Origin of the sequence: Psychrobacter sp. HD31 (assembly GCF_051097895.1) — a bacterium.
In the GTDB taxonomy this organism is placed as follows: Bacteria; Pseudomonadota; Gammaproteobacteria; order Pseudomonadales; family Moraxellaceae; genus Psychrobacter.
Genome location: NZ_CP142525.1, coordinates 1,296,076 through 1,319,580, shown reverse-complemented (window position 1 = coordinate 1,319,580; position 23,505 = coordinate 1,296,076). Strand labels below are relative to the sequence as shown.

Annotated in this window: 19 protein-coding genes and 6 tRNA genes; 14 read left to right on the top strand and 11 right to left on the bottom strand. The window is 39.3% G+C overall.

Going from position 1 to position 23,505, the window contains the following annotated elements:
• Positions 1–189: 189 nt before the first annotated feature.
• The 7 genes from smc to VH441_RS05755 all read left to right on the top strand — a co-directional run bounded on the left by smc (position 190) and on the right by VH441_RS05755 (position 9,960).
• Entirely contained in the window at positions 190–3,858 is a 3,669-nt protein-coding gene (gene smc, locus VH441_RS05785; protein WP_434352712.1) for a chromosome segregation protein SMC, read from the top strand.
• 155 nt (positions 3,859–4,013) lie between these two features.
• Entirely contained in the window at positions 4,014–5,243 is a 1,230-nt protein-coding gene (locus tag VH441_RS05780; RefSeq protein WP_434352711.1) for a cell division protein ZipA C-terminal FtsZ-binding domain-containing protein, read from the top strand.
• Between the two features lie 231 nt (positions 5,244–5,474).
• Entirely contained in the window at positions 5,475–7,517 is a 2,043-nt protein-coding gene (gene ligA, locus VH441_RS05775; RefSeq protein ID WP_434352710.1) for an NAD-dependent DNA ligase LigA, read from the top strand.
• Between the two features lie 95 nt (positions 7,518–7,612).
• Positions 7,613–8,392 carry a hypothetical protein gene (locus VH441_RS05770; protein WP_434352709.1) on the top strand — a complete coding sequence of 260 codons (780 nt, stop codon included), beginning with the start codon at positions 7,613–7,615 and terminating at the stop codon, positions 8,390–8,392.
• 1 nt (position 8,393) lies between these two features.
• Positions 8,394–8,924: a type IV pilin protein gene (locus VH441_RS05765; RefSeq protein WP_434352708.1), complete on the top strand. Its 531-nt coding sequence runs from the start codon at positions 8,394–8,396 to the stop codon at positions 8,922–8,924.
• Positions 8,918–9,379 carry a type IV pilin protein gene (locus VH441_RS05760; RefSeq protein ID WP_434352707.1) on the top strand — a complete coding sequence of 154 codons (462 nt, stop codon included), beginning with the start codon at positions 8,918–8,920 and terminating at the stop codon, positions 9,377–9,379. Before VH441_RS05765 ends, VH441_RS05760 begins: the two co-directional genes overlap by 7 nt.
• A 92-nt stretch (positions 9,380–9,471) precedes the next feature.
• The gene (locus VH441_RS05755; RefSeq protein WP_434352706.1) at positions 9,472–9,960 is read left to right on the top strand and encodes a pilin; all 489 of its coding nucleotides are present in this window, start codon (positions 9,472–9,474) and stop codon (positions 9,958–9,960) included.
• Between the two features lie 96 nt (positions 9,961–10,056).
• Here VH441_RS05755 and VH441_RS05750 read toward each other — a convergent pair whose 3' ends face one another.
• Together VH441_RS05750 and trmB are read right to left on the bottom strand one after the other, a co-directional pair.
• Entirely contained in the window at positions 10,057–10,524 is a 468-nt protein-coding gene (locus VH441_RS05750) for a DUF2799 domain-containing protein (RefSeq protein WP_434352705.1), read from the bottom strand.
• 182 nt (positions 10,525–10,706) lie between these two features.
• The gene (gene trmB, locus VH441_RS05745) at positions 10,707–11,525 is read right to left on the bottom strand and encodes a tRNA (guanosine(46)-N7)-methyltransferase TrmB (RefSeq protein ID WP_434352704.1); all 819 of its coding nucleotides are present in this window, start codon (positions 11,523–11,525) and stop codon (positions 10,707–10,709) included.
• Positions 11,526–11,806: 281 nt separating this feature from the next.
• On the opposite strand from trmB, the gene VH441_RS05740 reads away from it, so the two are divergent.
• From VH441_RS05740 to VH441_RS05730, 3 genes are all read left to right on the top strand, one after another.
• Complete coding sequence (locus VH441_RS05740) at positions 11,807–12,910, top strand: AI-2E family transporter (RefSeq protein ID WP_434352703.1); 1,104 nt, start codon at positions 11,807–11,809, stop codon at positions 12,908–12,910.
• A 170-nt stretch (positions 12,911–13,080) separates the two neighbouring features.
• On the top strand, positions 13,081–13,884 hold the full coding sequence (locus VH441_RS05735; protein ID WP_434352702.1) for a DnaA ATPase domain-containing protein: 804 nt from the start codon (positions 13,081–13,083) through the stop codon (positions 13,882–13,884).
• A gap of 64 nt (positions 13,885–13,948) precedes the next feature.
• Complete coding sequence (locus tag VH441_RS05730) at positions 13,949–14,587, top strand: DUF2057 family protein (protein ID WP_434352701.1); 639 nt, start codon at positions 13,949–13,951, stop codon at positions 14,585–14,587.
• A 319-nt stretch (positions 14,588–14,906) separates the two neighbouring features.
• Here the strand turns inward: VH441_RS05730 and serA are convergent, their stop codons facing one another.
• Entirely contained in the window at positions 14,907–16,133 is a 1,227-nt protein-coding gene (serA, locus tag VH441_RS05725; RefSeq protein ID WP_434352700.1) for a phosphoglycerate dehydrogenase, read from the bottom strand.
• Positions 16,134–16,366: 233 nt separating this feature from the next.
• Between serA and VH441_RS05720 the strand changes: the two genes are divergently transcribed.
• Positions 16,367–17,782 (top strand): FAD-binding oxidoreductase, encoded by a 1,416-nt coding sequence (locus VH441_RS05720; protein ID WP_434352699.1) that lies wholly within the window; start codon positions 16,367–16,369, stop codon positions 17,780–17,782.
• Between the two features lie 135 nt (positions 17,783–17,917).
• The gene (locus tag VH441_RS05715) at positions 17,918–19,111 is read left to right on the top strand and encodes an aromatic amino acid transaminase (RefSeq protein ID WP_434352698.1); all 1,194 of its coding nucleotides are present in this window, start codon (positions 17,918–17,920) and stop codon (positions 19,109–19,111) included.
• An 83-nt stretch (positions 19,112–19,194) separates the two neighbouring features.
• Here the strand turns inward: VH441_RS05715 and aciT are convergent, their stop codons facing one another.
• The 5 genes from aciT to VH441_RS05690 all read right to left on the bottom strand — a co-directional run bounded on the left by aciT (position 19,195) and on the right by VH441_RS05690 (position 20,365).
• A complete protein-coding gene (gene aciT, locus VH441_RS05710) occupies positions 19,195–19,557 on the bottom strand; it encodes an AciT family ciprofloxacin tolerance protein (protein ID WP_434352697.1) in 363 nt (120 codons plus the stop codon).
• 357 nt (positions 19,558–19,914) lie between these two features.
• Positions 19,915–19,989, bottom strand: a tRNA-Thr gene (locus tag VH441_RS05705).
• A gap of 60 nt (positions 19,990–20,049) precedes the next feature.
• A tRNA-Gly gene (locus VH441_RS05700) sits at positions 20,050–20,123 on the bottom strand.
• Between the two features lie 47 nt (positions 20,124–20,170).
• A tRNA-Tyr gene (locus tag VH441_RS05695) sits at positions 20,171–20,254 on the bottom strand.
• A 35-nt stretch (positions 20,255–20,289) separates the two neighbouring features.
• Positions 20,290–20,365: transfer RNA gene (locus tag VH441_RS05690), tRNA-Thr, on the bottom strand.
• A 226-nt stretch (positions 20,366–20,591) separates the two neighbouring features.
• Between VH441_RS05690 and VH441_RS05685 the strand changes: the two genes are divergently transcribed.
• Both VH441_RS05685 and VH441_RS05680 read left to right on the top strand, forming a co-directional pair.
• Complete coding sequence (locus VH441_RS05685; protein WP_434352696.1) at positions 20,592–20,897, top strand: NINE protein; 306 nt, start codon at positions 20,592–20,594, stop codon at positions 20,895–20,897.
• A 35-nt stretch (positions 20,898–20,932) separates the two neighbouring features.
• Positions 20,933–21,163: a TM2 domain-containing protein gene (locus VH441_RS05680; protein ID WP_434352695.1), complete on the top strand. Its 231-nt coding sequence runs from the start codon at positions 20,933–20,935 to the stop codon at positions 21,161–21,163.
• 112 nt (positions 21,164–21,275) lie between these two features.
• Here the strand turns inward: VH441_RS05680 and VH441_RS05675 are convergent, their stop codons facing one another.
• The 3 genes from VH441_RS05675 to VH441_RS05665 all read right to left on the bottom strand — a co-directional run bounded on the left by VH441_RS05675 (position 21,276) and on the right by VH441_RS05665 (position 23,322).
• Entirely contained in the window at positions 21,276–22,871 is a 1,596-nt protein-coding gene (locus VH441_RS05675) for a peptide chain release factor 3 (RefSeq protein ID WP_434352694.1), read from the bottom strand.
• 178 nt (positions 22,872–23,049) lie between these two features.
• Positions 23,050–23,136 (bottom strand) — tRNA-Leu (locus VH441_RS05670).
• Positions 23,137–23,248: 112 nt separating this feature from the next.
• Positions 23,249–23,322, bottom strand: a tRNA-Cys gene (locus VH441_RS05665).
• Positions 23,323–23,505 lie beyond the last annotated feature (183 nt).

The following is a 23,505-nucleotide window of genomic DNA, read 5'->3' as shown; positions in this document are numbered from 1 at the left end:
AAATAAATGGGTTGCTAAAACTTATTACCATCTGATCTGTATTAAGGATTTTGAGACATAGTTGTGATTATGAATTAGAGTTAGCAAAGTAACGCTCTGGCAATGAAGAATTGATTGATAGGCAAGATTATTAATTTCTTTCATTTTCTGCTAAAATCCTCTTCTTTTTTGCTCTGAAAATACTTATTTATGCGGTTAAAATCCCTCAAACTGTCTGGCTTTAAATCATTTGCCAACCCAACGACTTTTAATTTTTCTAAAAATATCACAGCCATTGTTGGTCCTAATGGTTGTGGTAAGTCTAATGTGATAGACGCCATCCGTTGGGTGTTGGGAGAAAGCTCTGCCAAGCAACTGCGTGGTGGTGCAATGAGTGATGTCATTTTTGCGGGTACGCAAGACAAAGCTGCCAAAAGCCTTGCCAGTGTGGAGTTAACTTTTGAACACACACAAGATGAGCAAACAGGCATCCGACATGAGCTAAACCTATATCATGAGTTGTCAGTACGTCGTCAAGTAAATAAAGATGGTAAGTCGGACTACTTTATTAATGGGACACGCTGCCGTCGACGCGATGTGGTTGATATCTTTTTAGGGACAGGTCTGGGCGCGCGTAGTTACTCGGTTATCGAACAGGGGATGATTGGGCGTATTGTTGATTCAAGCCCACTGCAATTAAGGGACTTTATTGAAGAAGGGGCTGGGGTTTCTCGTTATCAAGCCAGACGCGATGAAACGCAAAAAAAGCTGGTTAAAGCGCAAGAAAACCTAGAGCGGTTAAATGACTTGCGTAGCGAGTTAGAAAAACAACATAAAACGCTTACTCAGCAAGCAGAAAATGCGCAAAAGTATCAACAATTAAAAGACACGCTTAATGATATAGAACAAGAGCTTGCGGTGCATCAGCTGTATGTTGCCAAACAAGCAGAGCAAACCGAACAAACGGCTTATAATGCGCTGACCCAAAAAATAGAAGTGGCTCAAAATGAGGTAAATGTTGAGGCTACCAAGCTTGATAAACAAGAAGAAAAAATTACCGAACAACAATGGTTAAAAGATGATGCCCGTGACAAATTGCATGATGAGCAATTAAAACATCAGCAGGCAGAATATGCGTTAGTACAACATAATGTGCGGATAGAGCAGTTAACAGACAAGCATGCCAATTTAAGCCTACAAATAAAAGATGGCAAAGAGCAGATACAAACGTTAGTAAATCAACAAGCCGCAGAAAATCAACAGCTGGCTAATATTTTACCTAAGTTGACTGAGCTAAAAACAAGTAAAAAAAACCTGCAACAAACACAAGCACCGCTTAACCAACAATGGCAACAAATCCATGTAAAACGAGATGAGTTGCAAAGTGAACAACGGACATTAGAAAAACAGCAAGCATTAAGTGAGCAAACTAACAACCGATTGCAGCAAGAACAAAGTCGCTTAAATAGCCGCTTTCAAAGTTGGGATAACGCTTGGCAGCAAATAACAGCACAGGAAGATACTGACACTCTAGAAACTTGTTTAAACGAACACCAAAACAAGCTTGCCAGTGTGCTACGCCAAAGTGAGGACGTACTTGCGCATGTTGATGAAGGACAAAACAAGTTTAATACGCTAAAGGCGGTGGTTAATGATGCGCAAAACGAATTGCAAACGTTAGAAAAACACCATGCCACTTTGGCAAGTGAGTACAACACCTTGCATGGGTTGGTTTTTGCAAAAAAACAAACTGCAAAAACAGCCGTTCATGATACCTCTGTTGAGACATTAACAGCCGCCAACTCAGCCGCTGCTTTATTAACCAGCCTACCAAAACTTAGCGATAAAATAGAGCTGACAAAATTAGGGCAAGCAAATGCTGACAGTTTAGATAATTGGCTAGCAATTTGGTTAGACGTGATGGTCGCCTCAGAAGATGAAACGCTATTACAACTTATTGCTAACAATCAACCATCTGGCGATGGCAATGCTGTTTTAACGTCAGTTGTGTCATCTAGTGTTGCTAAAAAAGTAGATGAAAGTCAGTTCATACCACTTAACAAGTTGATAAAAGCGCCAAGACTTGCTTTATGGCAAAGTGTTTATTTTTATGCAGTAGATGCCAGTTCGGTTGATGTATCCAGCCTTAAAAAGCAATTAGAAGATTTGCCAAGTGGCGCATTTATTATAACCAATACAGGCTGGCTAGTAGGGCAGTTTGGGATTATCCATTTATCAAAATTTTCAAAAAATACGGGCGATAGCCACTTTTTGCGCCAACGAGAACAGCAAAGAGCCAGATTATCAGAGCTAGAAGACCAACTGACTGAATTAGAAGATGAAATTGAACAAAAACAACAGGAATTAAAAAATAGTCTTTCACGCCATGATGAGTTGCAAATTGTGCTACAGGAGCATACTGCCCAAAGCGTGAATTTGAAGCAGCAAAAGCATGACCATCAACAAGCCATTACTGAGCTGAGTGCAAAGCTAGATAGACAAAGTGCTGATAAAACACGACTAACGCACGAAAAAACACAACTGACCCAAGACGAACAACAAATTAAGCAAGAGCAACAGCAAGTTACTAAGCAGCTTAAACAATTATCAACGCAGCTGCCAAAAATTAATAAACAGCTTGAAGAAGTTGAAGCCGAACGTAGCCAACTGCGTCATGAACGCAATCACATAGATAATGAAATTAGAGAACTTGATGGTGCGTATCAAAGCATTCATTTGCAAGAACAACAACTAAAAATAAGCATCCAACACGTTGATGGACAAACAACCCACCTTAAAAATCAACTTGAGCGTTTTGCTAAAGAGCAAGTCACACTTAATCAAAGCATTGAAAAGCTTGAGCAAGAAACAGTCGGGTTGCAAAATACCTTAACAGTACAACAGCAAGCTTGCCATCAGCAGCAAATTAATGTGGACGAGTACCAAGCACAACTAACCGAGTTGCAAGCACAACATACAAGGCAGCGAGAACAAACCAACCAAGCTCAGCTTACTTTGACAAATATGCAGCAAAGTTTTGCAGCGCTTACCACCAAACTTGCCATTGCTAAAGAGCGTGTTGCCGAGGCAAGTAACCGTGTTGATGCGTTAGTACAAAGTAAAGCGGGTGGCGTGAGTAGCGACGCGTTATTAGCAGATTTTATTGCACATGGGCGCAATATTAATGCAGACAAACAACAACAGTTGCAGCAAGAGTTTCAGACCTTGCAGGTGCAATTATCACGCATGGGTGCTGTTAACTTAGCGGCAGTGGAAGAGCTAGAAAGTGTGAGTGAAAGACTTGCCCCGTTAACCGAACAAACGGATGATATTTTGGCAAGTATTGAAAAGTTGACTGATGCCATTAATACCATTGATAGCAAAACTAAAACCTTGTTTATGCAAACATTAAACTCAGTGAATGATGAGCTGGCGCATCTATTTGCCAAAGTATTTGGTGGTGGACAAGCAAGCCTAACACTCATTGATGATGAGAACCTTGCTAAGGCGGATAAATGGCGAGCAGGGTTAGAGCTAATGGCTCAGCCTAAAGGTAAAAAAAATGCACGCCTAGCTGTGTTGTCTGGTGGCGAAAAAACTTTAACGGCTTTAAGTTTAATTTTTGCCATTTTTAAACAACATCCTGCACCTTTTTGTGTGCTTGATGAGGTAGATGCCCCGCTTGATGATGCTAATGTAGAGCGTTTTACTGGCTTGATTAAAGAGCTAGCCAACGATGTGCAATTTGTGTTTATTAGCCACAACAAACTCTCTATGCAAATAGCTGACGAGTTAAAAGGCATTACAATGCCAAATGCTGGTATTTCTAGCTTGGTAAGTGTAAGTTTAGATGAAGCCGAACAATACATTGAAGCTTAAATAGAAGGTTGATTTTATTGTTTTGAACTGAATTGTTTAATGACGATATTTAATAAGCATGCTAGACTAAGCTTTGTGTAAGTAGTAACTTTGTACTGTATTTTTAGGTTGTTGTTTTATTTGTTAATTTATCAATTTTAAGGCGCTGATGTATTATGACTATCATCGAATTCATTCTGATTATCATTGCTGTGTTAATGATGCTGGCAGGTTTGGCTTTGTTTATGCGTGGTATAAAATCAAGTGATGTCGGCAATGCTCAGCAAAAACTGCCAGAAGGTATACAACAAAAAGATGGGCTCCCTGTTCTACCCAGACAAATGCGTGAGTTTGAGGAGCCACAACTTGACTCAGAAATAGAGCAAGAACAACTCTCAGAGTCTGTATCTGACGCTATTGATGAACAAAACACAGATGAACCCAGTAATACCACTGAACAAAGCACAGCCACTTTTGATGAAAGAAGTGTTGAAACAGTGGATACTATTGATGAAGCATATAAAGCAGAATCAACGCGAGAGGTTAATAGTGATGAGGCCGCTGCCACTGCGGTACAGCATGAACCAGTTTACTTCCCTGATGTGCCAACCGATGACATTGCAGACGATACCGTATTAAAATCGCATGAAGCTGAAATACTTGGCAACGTGCCTCAAGTTGATAGTGCAATAGAAGATGTAGAATTAGACATACAGCAAAATATAGCTAACGAGCCTAACCATGATGTGTATGCCGAAACCAGTATCCCTTTAGCGGCAGCAACAGTGGCACACATGGCGCAAACCAACAGCGATAACACGGGTTTAGAAAACACTCAACCAGAACTAACCAATAAAATAGAACAAGATACCAACAGTATGCCAGAGCAGGCTGAAGTAAGTGATATGACCAATAACAACAACCAAGTATTGGATGAACAACTAAAAACTGACAATGAAATTAAGCAAAACAGCCCATTACATAATGCAGAGTTTAATTTAAATATTAGCATTTTACCTAATAATGAGTTTGAAAAGTTTGGTGGTATACAGTTACTAAAACTTGCCGATAACTACGGTTTTAAATTTGGCGAGATGAACATGTTCCATCGTTATCAAGAAAAAGATGGCTCTGGTCTGTTGTGGTTTAGTATGATGGGGCTGGGGATAGATGGTGTTAAACCATTTGACCTAAATACTTTAGCAAATGATGAATTTAAAGGGTTAATACTCTTTTTGCCATTGCCACATCCTAAGGTTTTTCAGGGTTTTGATAGTATGATGAGTATTGCATCTTTGATGGCCAGAGAACTCGATGGTTACATTGTAGATGAACATAGTGTGCCGATTAATACCAACTACAAAAAGAAACTACGTGCGCAGCTTGAAGAAGTTTATGGTGAGTAATTTTTATTTTTACTTGCAATAGGCATATGCTGTGCATGCTTAATATAAAGTTGTAAAAAATTAAAAAGGTGCATCATGTGCATCTTTTTTTATGCAGGCATTTTGTTTAAACTTAACACAAATTTTGTGGATGTTATCAACCTAAGCAAAAGTAAAACAAACTCATCACTGCCAGTTGAAAACTAAAACTTTAAACCCAAAAAGATAATAACTTAAAATTAGAAGCCAGATATGTCAAACAAGCTAACCAACCCACAAATATTACAGCAAATGCGTGTGCTAATCACGGCATTAAAAGACCATAATCATGCCTATTATGTGTTAGATAATCCAAAAATTGATGATAATGAATACGACCAATTACGCAGAGAGTTAGTCGAGTTAGAAAACCAACATCCTAATCTTGTACAGCTTGATAGCCCAACAAACCAAGTGGGCGATAAACCACTGGCTGCTTTTACTCAAGTTATGCATGATATTCCTATGTTATCGCTGGGTAATGTGTTTGATGAGGCGGGACTAAAAGACTTTATGCGTAAAGTTAATGATAGGTTGGCAGAAACCCCAACAACCGCAATGAGCAAAAATCCAGCATATGAGATGGAGCTAAAATTAGATGGCTTGGCAGTATCATTAAAGTATGAACATGGAGCGTTTATTCAAGCCGTAACGCGTGGGGACGGACAAACTGGTGAGGACATTACCCAAAATGTTAAAACCATACGCAATTTGCCCTTGGTATTGCCCCAAGCAAAAAACATTGAAGTGCTAGAAGTACGAGGTGAAGTGTTAATGCCAAAAGCTGGTTTTAACAAGCTAAACCGCCAAGCAGAAGAAAACGGTGACAAAACTTTTGCTAACCCACGTAATGCCGCTGCTGGTAGCTTACGCCAGCTTGACCCAGCGATTGCTGGATCTCGTCCACTTGCATTTTATGGCTACTCGGTTAATCAAGGCTTGCCAGAAGAGGTTGAAACTCAATACGACGCTTTGCAATGGTTAAATCAGCTTGGGTTTACCATTAGTGATACAGTGGTTGTTAAAAATGCGGATGAAGCAATGGCATTTTATCAGTCAGTTATTGAAAAACGAGCCGGACTAGCATTTGAAATTGATGGCACTGTTATAAAAGTAAATAATCTGGCATTGCAAGAATCATTGGGCTATTTAAGCCGAGAGCCTCGTTGGGCAACTGCATTTAAGTTTCCTGCCGAAACAGTGATGACCACATTGAATGCCATTGAGTGGCAAGTGGGCAGAACAGGTGCAATCACTCCAGTTGGCAAACTGACACCAGTGCAAGTGGGTGGGGTGACCGTCAGTAATGTGACTTTACATAACTTTGGTGAGATTCAAAGGTTAGATGTGCGCGCAGGCGATACAGTAAGTGTGCATAGGGCTGGTGATGTGATTCCTAAAGTGACGCGCGTATGGCATGAAAGACGACCAGATGACACCACTGCTGTTACCTTGCCAAGTAACTGCCCTGTGTGTGATTCGCCTGTTGTATTGCCAGAAGGGGAAGCCTTGGCACGTTGTAGTGGTGGTTTATATTGCCCGGCTCAGCAGCAAGAGGCACTCATACATTTTGTGAGCCGAAAGGCAATGGATATTGACGGCTTGGGTGAGCGCTGGCTTATCAGCTTTTTTGAGCATGGCATTGTTAAAACCGTTGCCGATATTTACCAGTTAAAAGACCATCAACAAGCATTAACTACGCTAGAAAAACTGGGAGAGAAGTCAGTTCAAAACATGCTGGTTGCAATAGAAAAAAGTAAAGCAACGACACTACCAAGATTTATTTATGCGTTAGGAATCCGAGGAGTAGGAGAAAGTACCGCGCTTAACCTTGCCAAGCAATTTGGTGATTTGGATCACATTATGCAGGCAGATATTGAAACCTTGCAAAAAACGCCAGATGTGGGCGATGTGACAGCTGAATTGGTTTATGACTTTTTTAGAGCTGAACATAATGTAGAAGTAATTTGCAGACTGCAACAGGCAGGGGTGCATTGGCAACCAGTAACAGAAGTATCAACGCAAGCGCAGCCATTAGCAGGGCAAACTTGGGTGATTACTGGCACACTTCATCAAATGGGGCGTAGTGAGGCAAAAGCCAAACTGCAAGCTTTGGGTGCAAAAGTATCTGGCAGTGTGTCTGCTAAAACCACCGCATTGTTGGCAGGTGAAAAAGCAGGCAGTAAACTGACTAAGGCAGAAAGCCTAGGTGTTAGCATTGTAAATGAAGATGCGTTTATGGCAATGTTACAATAATGGTTTTTGATATAAAAAATAAATAGAAAAACGTTGTTTAAATTGATTGTAAAAAGGATGTTACTCAATTTAAAAGGTTAAAAAAGGCAGTTAAAGTGGCAAAACTTAGACACCAACAGCTAAGGACAGCGCATTACCAAACCGGGGCAACTTTGGTTGTGGTGCTGTTATTGTTGGTGGTTTTGTCAGCCATTTCTGTTATGGCGGTGAAGCAAAGCAATAGCAGCCTAAAAATTGCAGCGGCAGCACAAGTCGATAATGTGCTGTTTCAGGCGAATGATAAAGCGTTTTTACGTTTTGAAAACAGCCATAAATTTACTAACACCGCCTACCATTCATCCAATTTACTTAATTACCTAATTAATGACATGCAATTGGGAGAGTCCCTTATTTTTTGTGTTGACTCATCTCAACTAACGTTTGATGTCAACCATGTCACACATCAAACGATTGATGGCAATGTTTATACAGGCAAAAATAATGGCTATTGCAATCTCGATAGCCCAAAAGATTACAATAGCCTTGGCAAAGTCATTACTCAATTATCATTTGTGTTAAGCCAACCATTAACTAAGCTAAACAAAAATGAACATCCCCAAAACTTACCAACTGCTTGCATTGCAAATATAACTGGGGTGGCAACTTCGTTAATCCCTGCAATGTCGAGTATCAATCAATCACAACTGTTGCAGTGTTTTAAGCACACGAATGTAGACACGCAAATAGATAAAGTATCTAACTGTTTAAAAAATTTGGGTGCTGTTGTCAGTACACATCGCCAAGATTATCAGTTGTTGGTAAACACAAACCAACCAAATTGTTTAGGCGAAATTAGCAACATTAAAGTAAATCCAACATCATGGGCTGAGTATTGAGATGCCTGTAAAAAACAATGACAGTCATAAACGCTATCAAACAGGTTTTACCTTAATCGAGCTATTAATAGTACTTTTTATTTTGGCTGTTTTAAGCGTCATAGCGATGCCCAGCTATCGGCAATATGCACTTACGGCAAAGCAGTCACAAGTTAAGGTGGATATGTTGCGTTTATCAGCACAACTAGAATCATGGCGTAGTCAAACTTTAACCTACAGGGGGTTTGTGCCAAAAAATGGTTATGATAATAAGGCGTTTGCATCAGTTAACTCGCCTTTGGGCAGCTCAAACGATATGGCAGACTATCACATCACACTTAAAACGATTAAAAATGGTCAAGCGACGGTTTTAAATGACGAGCTTGCAACAAATTGGGTTATGTTAGCAACTCCCACCCAGCATAATAAGCAATTAGGTTTATATAGCTATGCCTTGACCAGTACAGGCGTACAATGTGCCAACAATACGCTAATTAAAGTGGAGAGAGTTTGGGCATTGGCAAATTGTGGAGAGCGGAGCAGCCCATGGTAACCAGTCAAATAAAACGAAAGGGATTTAGTTTGGTAGAGTTGATGATTGCCATTGCAATTATTGCGGTGCTGATGGCTTTTGCATACCCAAATTATCAAGGTTATATTCAAAACACAAATCAGGCGCGTGTAAAAGTACAACTACAAAATATGGCAATAAATATTGAGACTCAAACACTCAATTATAAAAAAGTGACCAATGTACCCATCAATAAAATCGGTTTTAATAGCGAAGATACAGGCAATCAGAACTTAGTGTTGTTTCCTGCTACGGATGCTTTGTATCAAATTCGTATCGAGCCTGTAACCTCTCAGGGTAAAATTGGGAGTGATAGTTGGGAGTTAATCGCTACGCCAATTGAGGGCGTGTCTACCATCAGCCAAGCCGTGGTGAGTATAGATTATAGAGGTGGTGTGTGTATAACGGAGGAATCAAAAAAAGAGTGTCACCCTTAGCGGTTAATAACTGACTTTTTGTTTATCTAAATGCTGTGGTAAGATGGATTTTGTGCAGAAAAGGACACGAAAATAAAGGGATGACTAACTAAATGGAAAGAATAAGACTTAGAGCGCAACAAAGTAAACAACACGGCTTTACCTTAATTGAACTCATGATTGTGATTGCAATTATTGGTATCTTAGCGGTTTTGGCAATGCCATTTTATAATGACTTTACAGCAAGAAGCCAAGCAGCCGAAGGCTTTACAGCAACATCAGGATTGCAAACAGAGATTGGCCTATTTGCAACCGAGCAAGGACGATTACCCACCGATGATGACTTAAAAGCAAATATAGGCTCGGCGATTGTTACCCATGCTAAAGGACTTCAAGGCAAGTTTTTTAACCAAGAAGCCGTTAGTGTCGCTAAAGATGGTGTGATTACAGTTAAGTTTTCTAGCGGTGCAAATGCAGATAAAACAATGACGTTAACCCCAAGTTATAACAAAGACACAGGTCAGCTAACAGGTTGGGTTTGTGCCTCGCCAGAAAAAGCAGGGGTTGGAGAAAAACGTTTGCCATCAAGTTGTCAAAAATAGTTGGTAATGAGTCATTTAAATTAAAACCTCTACATTTTTGTAGAGGTTTTTTAAAAATATGGTTAACTCATAAGCAAAGGTTGTATCAATACCGCTTTACCAAAAGTAGGGATGGCGATGCCAGTAATGATGGTGATACGGAGAAGGGAACCAATAATCATCCCAATAGTCATAGGCTCGGTTAGACAAGTATTTATTTCTACCTTTTAAATAAGCATTTTCTAGCTTAATGCTGGTTTCTGCCGGGCATACAGGTTGCCATTGATAACCTTCTCGTCCTAATCGGTACGCGTTTAACTCGGTACAAAATGCTTTCAAGCCTTCTTGCCGCCCTTGTTCCCAAAGTTGTCTATTGGGTTGTGTCCCTGTCAAACCTGCACATTCACCAAGGTATTTACCAAAATAATTAGGAGAGCGACCTTTTTCGCCATCGGCAAGCCCCACTGTTTGCCAATTTTGGGCTTGGCATTGTTGCGGGGTGAGTTTGGTAGTCGCACAGCCTGATAATAGCGCAGCTGCCATACTTAGGCTGGTGATAAGAGGTATGCTATAGAGCTTTTTCATTTTTTGCTCCTTTTGTATTTTTATAAGCTCAAGATAAGCTTAAAATAAAAAAAGAATGGCAAGGTGCTAAAGTGTCCTTCCCATTCTTTTAGTATAGCGCAAGTGTGATAGATGTGTTAGCTAACAAATGTAACTTTAACTTTGTTCATGGTTCATGACATTCATGCCCTTAAAATTGCCAACTAGTCTTTGCTGTAAATTAAATCCCAAATACCATGCCCATTGTCGATACCACGTTTTTCAAACTTAGTCATTGGGCGAAAGTCTGGGCGAGGTGTAAAATTGCCTTTGCCAGCGGTATTGGTTAAACCGTTAAAGTTATCTAAAACTTCTAGCATCCACTCTGAGTAGTTTTCCCAATCTGTCGCACAGTGAAACCAGCCACCTTGAGTGAGTGCACGGGTGACGATTTCCATACGCTCTGGGCTAACAAAACGGCGTTTGTAGTGGCGTTTTTTCTGCCAAGGATCAGGGAAGTACAGCTGAATGCGGTCAATGTGGTTTTCTGGCAGTTGTTGCAATAACTTAATGGCATCGCCATTGATAATTTTTAAATTGTCTAGACCATTTTCATACGCTAAGTAAGCACAGCGTCCAATACCTGGCTCGTGTACTTCAATACCAATAAAATTACGCGCAGGCTCGGCAATTGCCATTTCAATTAGCGAGTCTCCCATACCAAACCCAATTTCTAAGGTGAGTGGTGCATCACCGCCGTTTGCTGTATCGGCAAATAGCGCACGCAAGTTAGTAATGCCACTAACATCATCAGAAATACCTTCAATTTTTGCCAAACGGTGTGTTTTTGGGTTTTCTTCTGCTTTGTTAGCAATGTTATTAACAATAGGGTCATCGCAATGAACATTAACTAAGTATTTGCTAAAGCTGGAGTCAGTTAATGCCTGCTCTGCTTGTTTGTTCATGTGGGTGCGACGTTTCATAAACGTATTTACAATACGTTGGTGCTGTTGATTATCTGAGTCTGTTAGGTTATCTGTCATAGCGAGTAGGGGTTGGCTGTCTTATTAAAAAATAACTAATGTTATATTAATTAGCATTAAAAAAGTAGTATTATAGTGAAAGTAAATGATAACTGCCAGTATAAGCCTGTTTGAGTTATCAGCTAAAATTAAACAAATAAATGATATATCAATCTAAAAATTAGATACTAGCTTTTGTAATATTGCGTGTTTAGGTGCTGATAAAAACCTGATAAACGTACCATTTCATTGTAATATGAGTACATTCATAAATCATTTTTTAAAATAAAGAAGGTCGTAAAATGTCTCACTCTTCTATCGATCCATTTTTTCGTCGCTTATTTATTATTGTGGTGATTGCCTTGTCATTGCTGATTGTTTATAAGCTTGCGGCAGTCATTATTCCTTTTGTTTTTGCATTTGTATTGGCATATTTTTTCAATCCATTGGTTAAACGGTTAGCAAAATATTTGCCTCGTTGGCTATCCATCTTACTGGTTTATGCGGTGATTTCTATTGCCGTGGCGATTATTTTATATGGCGTTTTACCACTTGTTTGGAAGCAGCTACAAGCGGCATGGGAGTATGTGCCTGTTGCAATACAATGGTATAACGAGTCTGCAAAGGCCTTGGTAACAAAATATACAGGTTTTAATTTGCCAACGGTAGAGGTAGAAATTATATCGAGTACTTTTGTCGAATTTTTACAGGCAAACTATGATGTGGAAGATGCCCAGTCATTATCTAAACAACTTGTCACTTCTGGTATGCAGGTGGTTAATACAGCAGGCATGGTGGTACTAGTGCCCATATTAATGTTTTATTTTTTGTATGGTTGGGATAGCCGGATAAACACTTGGCGAGAGGCGTTGCCACATGCTTATAAAAACAAAATCATAGAAATATCCAAAGATTGTGATAAAGCATTGATGTCATTTTTACAGGGTCAATTGCTTGTTATGGTACTTTTGGGCGTTATTTATGCGCTACAGCTGCAACTGATTGGTTTAGATCTTGGGTTAATCATTGGTATGACAGCAGGGATAGCCAGCTTTGTGCCTTATTTGGGTTTTGGCATAGGGTTTGTAGCTGCCATCATTGCAGGCTTGTTTCAATTTGGGCTAGATTGGGTGCATCTGGGGTTAATTGCCGGTGCTTTTGCTGTTGGGCAAATGGTGGAGGGCTATGTCCTACAACCTTTGTTATTAGGGGATAAAATTGGGTTATCACCACTTTGGGTGATGTTCGCTGTACTTGCTGGCGCCGCGTTATTGGGGATAGTGGGTATGCTGATTGCGTTACCAGTTTCTGCCATGATTAATGTAATGTTTAACCATTTATACCAAGCATATTTAAAATCAAAGTGGTATCATGGTGATAAACAGTTAAACCTTTTTGAGGAATAACGAGCAATAAATAGCCATTGTGTGTCAGGCAGAGATGGAGTGCGCGCATATTTTTTAGCCAGTTGCTTTTGTTACTGGCTTGTGTTTTATTTTGCAAATATGTTATATATAGGCAATATTAGTTTAATAAAAATAGGCTTCAATATAGCCATAGTTGGTGGGGTAGCTCAATGCCTGAAGAAAAACAGCTTAATTTAAATCTGGATATTAAGTATGATGCCAGCTTAAGCGATTTTGCAGGGCCTGGTTGGGTAACCATTGTTGATGCGGTTCGACAGTTCCATGTTGGCATGATTCAGCAGTTGTATCTGTTTGGTGAATCTGGCACAGGCAAATCACATTTGTTATCGGCAATTTGTGAGTCACTCATTGACATGGGGCGTTCAGCAATTACGTTATCTATGTCTGATTTATTATATACCAATGTCGAAGTACTCGCTTCGTTAGAGGCTTTTGACGTTATTGCGATTGATGACATTGGGGTGATTGAAAAAAGTGCCCAATGGCAAGAGGCAATGTTCCATCTAATTAACCGAAGTAAAGAAGAAAACTTTCAGCTATTATTTGCCGGTAATAAACCAGCGGGCGAGTTACCATTTGGCTTTTTTGATTTGGTTACCCGTTTATCACAAGCGCCTTCGTTTAAAGTACCTGACGGGCAAAATGTTGCAGATAGACAAGCGATGTTAGATTCTGTTTTACGCCGCCGAGGTTGGCAGTTAGATGAACGTATTATTGAATATCTGTTAGAAGAAGGACCTTACCGTATTGGTGAAATGATGGCTGTATTAAACTATATTCAGCCAATGTTTTCTAATTTGGCAAGAAACCACATATCAAAAGCAACCATTAATGAGGCCAAAAAAATTATTGATGAACAAAGCCTATTGGTTGAATTAGAAGGGATACATGAAGACGTAATAGCAGATACCCAAGCATTAAGTTTTGATGATAATATAGCGTTTGATTTTTAATATTAAGCATTAAAAAATTAAATTTAATTGGACTCGTTTGATAAAAAAACATAGGATTAATACCATGAATGCCAAAACCAAATTTGTAAGTACATTCGCATTAGCGATGGCGGCTGTTACAGTGACTCATGCAGAGGTGACCTTAAATGTGGATGATAATATTAAGGTAACCGCGATTAATGGACAAACGGTAAACCGCAGCCTATTAATGAACTCGCAACAACAATTTAAATTAGAGCCAGGCACACAGGTTATTACTGCTAAGTATGATCGTTTGTATGAGTTTAGAAATGGTGACCATGATTATCTACGTTCTGGTAACATCACTTTAACGGCAAACTTGGCAGATAACCAAAGCTATCGTCTTGTTATGCCAAATCAACCAGAAAAATACAGAGAAGCCAAAGTTTTTGCTGAAAGCCCAACGTTGGCAATTATGCAAGGCTCTCGTGTATTAGCCAGCCAAAACGGGCAAGCAAGTGGCAGTTTGCTTGCGGGTGTTGGTGGCGCCATTGGTGGGTTGTTTAGTGGCTCGCAAAGTGCCGTAAATTCTAACAACCAGGCTATTGCAGCCGTTAAAGCGGCAGCACCTATACAGGCGGCTCCTAAGGCAAATGCTTCTACATTAGATCAATTTATGCAGTTGTGGTTAAATGCATCTGAAGGTGAGCGTGAAAAAATCCGTCAATGGGTATCTCAATAAAATACAGACTTTAAAGTATAAAAAAAGCAGCCTTGGGCTGCTTTTTTTATACTTTAATGGCGAATTTGGAGCACAGTTTTTTTTGTACCCCCAATAAGCGTGCATACAATATATTTTATATCCTATTATTAGATTTCTCCATTTTTTTGCTTAAAAAGGTAAGTCACTGGGTTGTGTCCTTCAGCTCAATCACTTGCAAAATAATAAAATGGACGGATGTTAAAATTGGCTCATGTATTCTTACGATAGGAAAACTGTAAATTCACATAAAAAAACAGCCAATAATCACATTGGCTGTTTATCAAAAAACTAAAACAATTTAATAAAGCACACGTACTCGAATGGTCGCTTCGATACCACGTAATACTTCTAAAGCAGTGTCAGAGTAGTCACTATCGATGTCCATCATCAGATAACCGACGTCTTCTTCTGTCATTAAGTTTTGCGCTAAGATATTAATACCAGCATCTGCGAACAAACTGTTTACCTGCGATAAAACACCTGGTACGTTTTGGTGAATGTGCAATAGGCGATGTGAGCCGTCTTTAAACGGAATGGTAACATGTGGGAAGTTAACCGCGGTAACTGTGTCACCTTGATCTGAATATTTAACAAATTTTTCGGCAACCTCTAAACCAATATTTGCTTGTGCCTCTTGAGTAGACCCACCAATGTGCGGTGTTAAAATAACATTATCATATTTACGCAGTGGTGATACAAATTCTTCTTCAGCTGACTTTGGTTCTTTAGGGAACACATCGACTGCAGCACCTAAAATTTTACCAGACTCAATTGCAGCAGCTAAGTCGTCAATTTCGACACAGGTACCACGTGCAGCATTGATAAAGTAGCTGCCTTCTTTCATTTTAATAAATTGTTCTGCTTTCATCATATAGCGTGTGCTTGGCACATCTGGCACATGTAAACTTACGACATCCGCATTAGCTAACAGCTCATCTAAGCTGGCGACTTGGGTGGCGTTACCTAATGGCAGTTTTGTGACAACATCATGATAAATTACTTTCATGCCTAAGTTTTCTGCCAATACAGAAAGCTGTGAGCCGATAGAGCCATAACCAACAATCCCTATTGTTTTACCACGCACTTCATGCGAGTTGGTGGCAGATTTACCCCAGCCGCCACGGTGTACCACGGCATTTTTTTCTGGTATGCCACGGTATAGCATAATGGTTTCTGCCAATACCAGCTCAGCAACTGAACGTGTGTTAGAGTAGGGCGCATTAAATACTGGAATACCAAGTTCACGAGCAGCATCCAAATCTACCTGATTGGTGCCAATACAAAAACAGCCAATCGCCACTAGTTTCTTGGCGTGCTGTAGCACCTCACGTGTGAGCTGTGTGCGTGAGCGGATACCAACAAAGTGAGCATCAGCAATTTTTTCAATTAGCTCATCTTTATCTAAAGCGTGCGATAAATACTCGATATTTGTATAACCAGCATCTTTTAACACTTTTAATGCGTTGTCATGCACGCCTTCTAATAATAAAAAGCGGATTTTATTTTTATCAAGTGAATGAGTCATAACAGGATTTTCCAATTGTCAATTGTTGAGTTAATTAAGCTACTTATATTACACAAAAAATGCAATAGATGTTAGTCAAAACCGCCTTAATTTTTAATGAATTTTATTGGTGCTTAATAACTTTTGGTTATTAAGCATGAATATGCGCTTTTATGTCACACTCGATGCTTAGCTTTAATAATAAGTGTGATAATATACTGATGAAGATTAGGATTATTGATTTTGGACGATAAATGACACAAAGTACTCAGCAAACCATTAATGAGATTATCACTAAGCTTACCACTGACCATGGGTTTGATGATAACCAGATTAAAACCGATAAAGACAGTTTAGACAACTGGGGTAAAGATTGGACAAAACATTTTGAGCCAAATGCCTCACTCATTACCTTTCCTCGCTCAACGCAACAAGTACAGTCAATTGTTAAACTGGCAAATGAGTATGGTGTTGTCATTACTCCAAGTGGTGGTCGTACTGGTTTGTCAGCAGGTGCAGTTGCCAGCAATGGCGAGATTGTTGTTAGCCTAGACAAAATGAATAAAATTGGTAAATTTTATCCTGCTGATCGTATGGTAGAAGTTGAAGCAGGGGTGATTACCGAGCAATTGCAAAGCTTTGCAACAGAGCAAGGGCTTTATTATCCCGTAGACTTTGCTTCTGCTGGGTCTAGCCAAATAGGTGGCAACATTGGTACAAACGCTGGTGGTATTAAGGTTATCCGTTATGGCATGACACGTGAATGGGTGTTAGGCATGACGGTGGTAACGGGTAAAGGTGACATTTTACATCTTAATAAAGGCATGATGAAAAATGCCACGGGATACGATTTACGCCATTTGTTTATTGGTGCAGAAGGTACTTTAGGTATTGTTACCGAGGTGCAAATCAAACTGGAACGTCAGCCCCAAAATCCAACGGTGATGGTGTTTGGTGTAGATGAGTTTGACCATGTAATGAAGTTGCTATCTGCTTTTAGCGATAAAATGGATTTAATGGCGTTTGAGTTTTTTGATGCAGTAGCGGTAGAAAAACTATTAGCAACCGGGCATGTGCAAGCACCATTTGAAACACGCACGCCATTTTATGCTTTGCTAGAATTTGAAGCCCCATACGAGCAAGTGATGGATACAGCCATGCAAGTGTTTGAAGAGTGCATGGAAGCTGGGTTTATTGTTGATGGGGTCATGAGCCAAAGTTTGGCACAAGCAGAAGAACTTTGGAAGTTGCGTGAGTATATTTCAGAGACCATCTCGGTATTTACGCCATACAAAAATGATGTCTCTGTTCTTATCACTCATGTGCCAGACTTTATTGCGGATATTGATGCCATTGTAAGTGATAAATATCCAGATTTTGAAATTTGCTGGTTTGGGCACATTGGCGATGGCAACTTGCATTTAAATATTTTAAAACCAGAAAATATGAGTAAAGATGACTTTTTTGCCAAGTGCCAAACCGTTAATAAATATGTATTTGAAACGGTACAAAAGTATAATGGTTCTGTCTCTGCAGAGCATGGCGTTGGCATGACTAAAAAGCCCTATCTAACTTATACGCGCTCAGTAGAAGAGGTTGACTATTTACGTCAGATTAAAGCGGCGTTAGATCCAAAATATATAATGAATAGAGGCAAAATTTTTGACTAATGGTCTATCAATAATTTTTATCGACCAGAGGTTGTTACAAAGCAATTCAAGACAACAAAATGATTTGAGTTAGCGACTGTTCTAGTTTATTCTTGGCGGTAGCATTTTTTTAATTAAACAATCGGGAGTATAAATATGTTTTCAGCGGTTGATTATTATGCAGGTGACCCAATTTTGGGTTTAATGGAAAAATATAAAGCAGACCAAAATCCTAAAAAAGTAAACTTAGGGGTGGGTGTGTACTATGATAATGATGGCATTTTACCAGTTTTAGAATGTGTAAAAAAAGCAGAAGCACAAATTGCAAATCCAGTTAAAGCGCGTCCATACTTACCTATGGAAGGTTTAGCAGGGCACCGCTTAGCTTGCCAAGAGCTATTGTTTGGTAAGGGTGCTAAAGTATTAGAAGAAAATAGAGTAGCAACGATTGCAACCATTGGTGGCTCGGGTGCTCTAAAAGTGGGCGCTGAGTTTATTAACCAGTGGTTTCCACAATCTAAGTGTTATGTCAGTGATCCAACTTGGGGTAACCACATTGCCATTTTTGAAAATGCGGATGTAGAAGTGGGTAAATATCCATACTATGATGCGCAAACTGGTGGTGTTAAATTTGATGAAATGATTGCATTTTTCAACACATTAAATAAAGATGATGTTTTATTACTGCATCCATGCTGTCATAACCCAACTGGCGTTGATTTAACACAAGCGCAGTGGGATATCGTATTAAACCTAGTGCAAGAAAAAGGCTTAGTGCCATTTATGGATATTGCTTATCAAGGTTTTGGTGAAGACATGGAAGCAGATGTTTACGCAATCCGTAAAGCTGTGGACATGGGATTACCTTTATTTGTAAGCAACTCTTTTTCTAAAAACTTATCACTATACGGTGAGCGTGTTGGTGGTTTGTCGGTCGTTTGTCCAACTGAAGACGAAGCAACTCGTGTATTTGGTCAATTAAAATTTGGTGTACGCCGTATTTATTCAAGCCCACCATCGCACGGTGGTCATGTTGTAGATATTGTAATGAATGATGATGCGCTAAATGCTGAGTGGGTTGAAGAAGTGTATGCCATGCGTGATCGTATCCAGCAAATGCGTGAGCAGCTGCGTGCCGTTTTAGAAAGTAAAGTAGAAGGGCGTGACTTTAGTTATTTGACTACCCAAAAAGGGATGTTCAGCTTTACGGGTTTAACACCAGAGCAGGTAGCTAAATTGCAGTCAGATTATGCTATTTATTTAGTTGGCAATGGGCGTATGTGTGTTGCTGGTTTAAATACAAACAACATTGAGTATGTTGCAAACGCAATGGCAGATGTACTTAAATAAGCGTTTTGACAATATATTTTCTTATACTAAAAAACCAGACTTAACGTCTGGTTTTTTTGGTCTTATTAAAATGCTTATTTTCATTATTGGCATTTAGGTTGATAATTTTTATATACCGGCGTGTGCTCTACATACTTGGCTTCAGCGGCAGCTTTTGCTTGTTGTTTGCGAGGCGTGATGTACATATGACGATAACCAAGCCATAAGATAAAGACAAACCAGCTAACTAGCATGGCGGCAACATAAGCATTCCATTCAGATAACGGCAAGATGCGAATAATTGCAGACTGTAACATTTCAATTGATAGCCAATAGCCCATACCTGCAAGCGTATATAGTAATAAATAGCGTTGTTTTGAGAATGCGGTTGCTATAATGCCAGCTACTAACAGCCCGTAGCCTAAAACAGATAAACCGCTTAAGTTACTGAAGATGGATGCTAACATAGTCTTGCCTCATTAGTTATTTTATTAAAAATTAAATGTCATCTGTTTAACTTTGTATGATGTCATTATGGGGGAGTTTTATAAAAAAAGAAAGGGGGGGAATCTATTTATACGACAAATTATGTCGTGTAATCCTACTTATTATTTATCTAGTAATATTTATTCTAAATTGAACTAAAAAAATACTATATTAATTAATATTGGAATATAAAAACCATAGCAAGCGATTGCTATTATTTATGGTGTATTTTAGCTACTTTTGTATTTTATGCATGAAAAAAACGCAGTTATGTACCAGAGTTATTAAGAATAGCTCTATATAATTGACGGATTTGATATTTTATTAGGGCTTAGATATGGAGCTCATAGCCAGAATTGAACTGGCGACCTCTCCCTTACCAAGGGAGTGCTCTACCCCTGAGCTATATGAGCTTAGTTAAATACCGCTTAAAAAAATAAAACAGCCGAGGCTGTCAGATAAAATAGCAATATTGGAGCGGGTGGCGGGAATCGAACCCGCGCCATCAGCTTGGAAGGCTGAGGTTCTACCATTAAACCACACCCGCAGTGTAGAATATATCTATTGGTAGGTGCTAAACAGATATAACAAAAATGGTGGTGGGGGAAGGATTCGAACCTTCGAAGCTTTCGCGTCAGATTTACAGTCTGATGGGTTTGACCGCTCCCCAACCCCACCCAATTTTTGACTCTGGTGAGCTTACTACAAGAGAGTGGTGCCGACTGCCGGAATCGAACTGGCGACCTACTGATTACAAGTCAGTTGCTCTACCAACTGAGCTAAGTCGGCTTGTTCTCTCGAAGTGGGAAGTATTCTACCAAATTATTGCTATTAAGCAACCCTTATTTTTAATTTTTTTTCAATTAAATCACATTTATTTGTTTTTTATCGAAATTTTATCGTTTTATTAAAGTATTTATTAAATGATAACGATTTACCTTCTTATTACTAGGGATATTTGTTATAATCCCAGTGTTTGAGTGAATCAATATTTTTATAATTTTTTTTAGATGCTATGAATCAAGATCAACATATTACTAAACCATCAGAAAAGAAATATGCCACCGCGGTTTTTTTAGCAGGTGTATTTGGTATTTTGGGTATCCACCACTTTTATTTAGGACGTTGGGCGATGGGGGTTTTTGACTTAAGTCTCTCTATCATGGCGTTTGGGTTTTATGCTTCAGAATATTTTTTGATAGGGGTTTGTTTATTCTTGATTGATTTGATTCATACTGTTTTTGTGACATATAAGCTGCTTGTTGGTCAATATAAAGATGGGCAGGGGCTATTGATAACTTATCCAGGGCAAAAGCTTTGATAATTTTAATTCATGTTAACTAGAGGTAATCTCTTATGGAAAATCAAGTAGAAAATTTAAGTGAAAAAGGTTTTGTACCAACAATCTTATTATGTTTCTTTTTTGGTGTTTTTGGTGTGCATAGATTTTATGTGGGTAAAATCGGTACGGGTATTTTAATGTTACTTACGTTTGGTGGGTTTGGTTTTTGGTCACTATATGACTTCATCATGATTGTTATTGGTAAATTTACTGATAGTAATGGTGCGGTTATAAAAAACTCGTAACGTTTTTTTGTACGTTATAAAAAAGCCTAACACTTTAAGTGCTAGGCTTTTTTATTGATTACCAATTAGTGTATTACCAAAGGCAATATACAATATTTAGTAATAAAGAACTTTAATGCTCACGTGTTGCGCTAAAGGTTACTTCTGGATAACGCTCTTCCATCAACTGAAGATTAACTCGGCTAGGCGCAAGGTAGGTTAGGTAACCACCGCCATCAATAGATAGCTGGTCGTGTGCTTTTTTCTTAAATTTGGCAAGTGCAACTTCATCATCACAGTGTATCCAACGTACAGTATTGATGCTCACAGGCTCAAATGTACATTGTACTTTGTATTCTTCTTTTAAACGATGTGCGACGACCTCAAACTGTAGTACACCAACCGCCCCTAGGATAAGGTCATTGTTGATTTGTGGGGCAAACACTTGGGTAGCCCCTTCTTCTGATAGCTGTTGTAAGCCTTTTTGTAGTGCCTTAGATTTCAACGGGTCTTTTAGTACCACACGGCGGAATAGCTCAGGTGCAAAGTGTGGTATGCCAATAAAGTTGAGTTCTTCTCCAGAGGTGAAGCTATCGCCAATGCTGATGGTGCCGTGGTTATGTAAACCAATGATATCGCCTGGATAAGCTTCTTCTAATGCCTCACGGTCTCCTGCTAAAAAAGTGAGTGCATCAGACACACGTACATCTTTACCAATACGCACATGCTTCATTTTCATGCCTTTTTCGTATTTACCAGAACATACGCGCATAAAGGCAATACGGTCACGGTGACGTGGGTCCATATTGGCTTGTATTTTAAATACAAATCCAGAAAAATCATTTTCGGTTGCTAACACTTCTCGCTCTTGCGTATTGTGATTTTTTGGCGATGGGGCATGTTCAATCAGGGTATCTAAGATTTGGTTAATACCAAAGTTACCAAGGGCGGTTCCGAATAATACGGGGGTCATTTCACCTTTTAAAAACAGCTCAGTATCAAAGTCTTCCAATGCCATTTGTACCAGCTCTAGCGACTCTTCAAAGGCATCAAATGCTAATTTGCCCAAACGTTCACGTACGTCTGGGTAGTCGTAGCCATCACGCACTTCGATATCAACGATTTCGGTACCGTGTCCTTTTTGATAAAAGTAGGTTTTGTCTTCTAATAAATGGTAAACGCCAACAAAGTCTTGCCCCATACCAACAGGCCATGTTAGAGGAATACATTTGATCTTTAAAACGTTTTCGATTTCGTCCAGTAGCTCCAATGGGTCACGTATTTCACGGTCTAATTTGTTAACAAAAGAGATAATGGGCGTGTCTCGCATACGGCAGACTTCCATTAATTTAATAGTACGTGCTTCGACACCTTTTGCGCCATCAATTACCATAAGGGCACTGTCCACCGCTGTTAGAGTACGGTAGGTATCTTCACTAAAGTCAGCGTGACCTGGGGTATCAAGCAAGTTAACCATGTGCTCTTTGTACGGGAACTGCATGACTGAGGTGGTGATAGAGATGCCACGTTCCTGTTCCATACTCATCCAATCAGAGGTGGCATGCTTGTCGGTTTTACGAGATTTGACCTCGCCTGCCACCTGAATGGCTTGCCCCCAAAGCAGTAGTTTTTCGGTCATGGTGGTTTTACCGGCATCTGGGTGAGAAATGATGGCAAATGTACGGCGTTTAGTGACTTCTTCGGCAAGTAGGGTTGGGTTTAGGCTCATAATCTATGCAAACTTAAGTTGGAGGTAATAACAAAATAAACAAAAATATGGCGTATTGTAGCTGATTTAATAAATTATTTCATATATGGGGTAAAGAGATTTACAGATACAATGTTTGATTAAAGGACTTTTGGCATAAAAAAAAGCTCCCAAATAAATTTGGAAGCTTTTTAGAATATGGTACCCGGAGCCGGACTTGAACCGGCACGCTATTTCTAGCGAGGGATTTTAAATCCCTTGTGTCTACCAATTTCACCACCCGGGCAAAACTTTGTTTTCTTTCTTAATGGTTAGCTAAGCTAAGAAAGTTTGGCTATTATAACGATATTTTTAATAAAAGCAAGGGTTATAATAACAAATAATTTAAAACAAAAAAATGGAGGCTGGAGTCGGAATCGAACCGGCGTACACGGAGTTGCAGTCCGCTGCATGACCACTCTGCCATCCAGCCATTCAAGGCTGACTATATTACCAAAGTTTGATAAAAAAACAAGTACTAAGCGCAAAAAAATATTTTAACCAATGTGTTTCACTATGTATTTGCTATTAATATCTTATTATTGCAAATAAGCTCAACTTGCTGGTTATTTTGGGTTAAAATACTCATATTAACCGTTAACATATTAAATTTAGA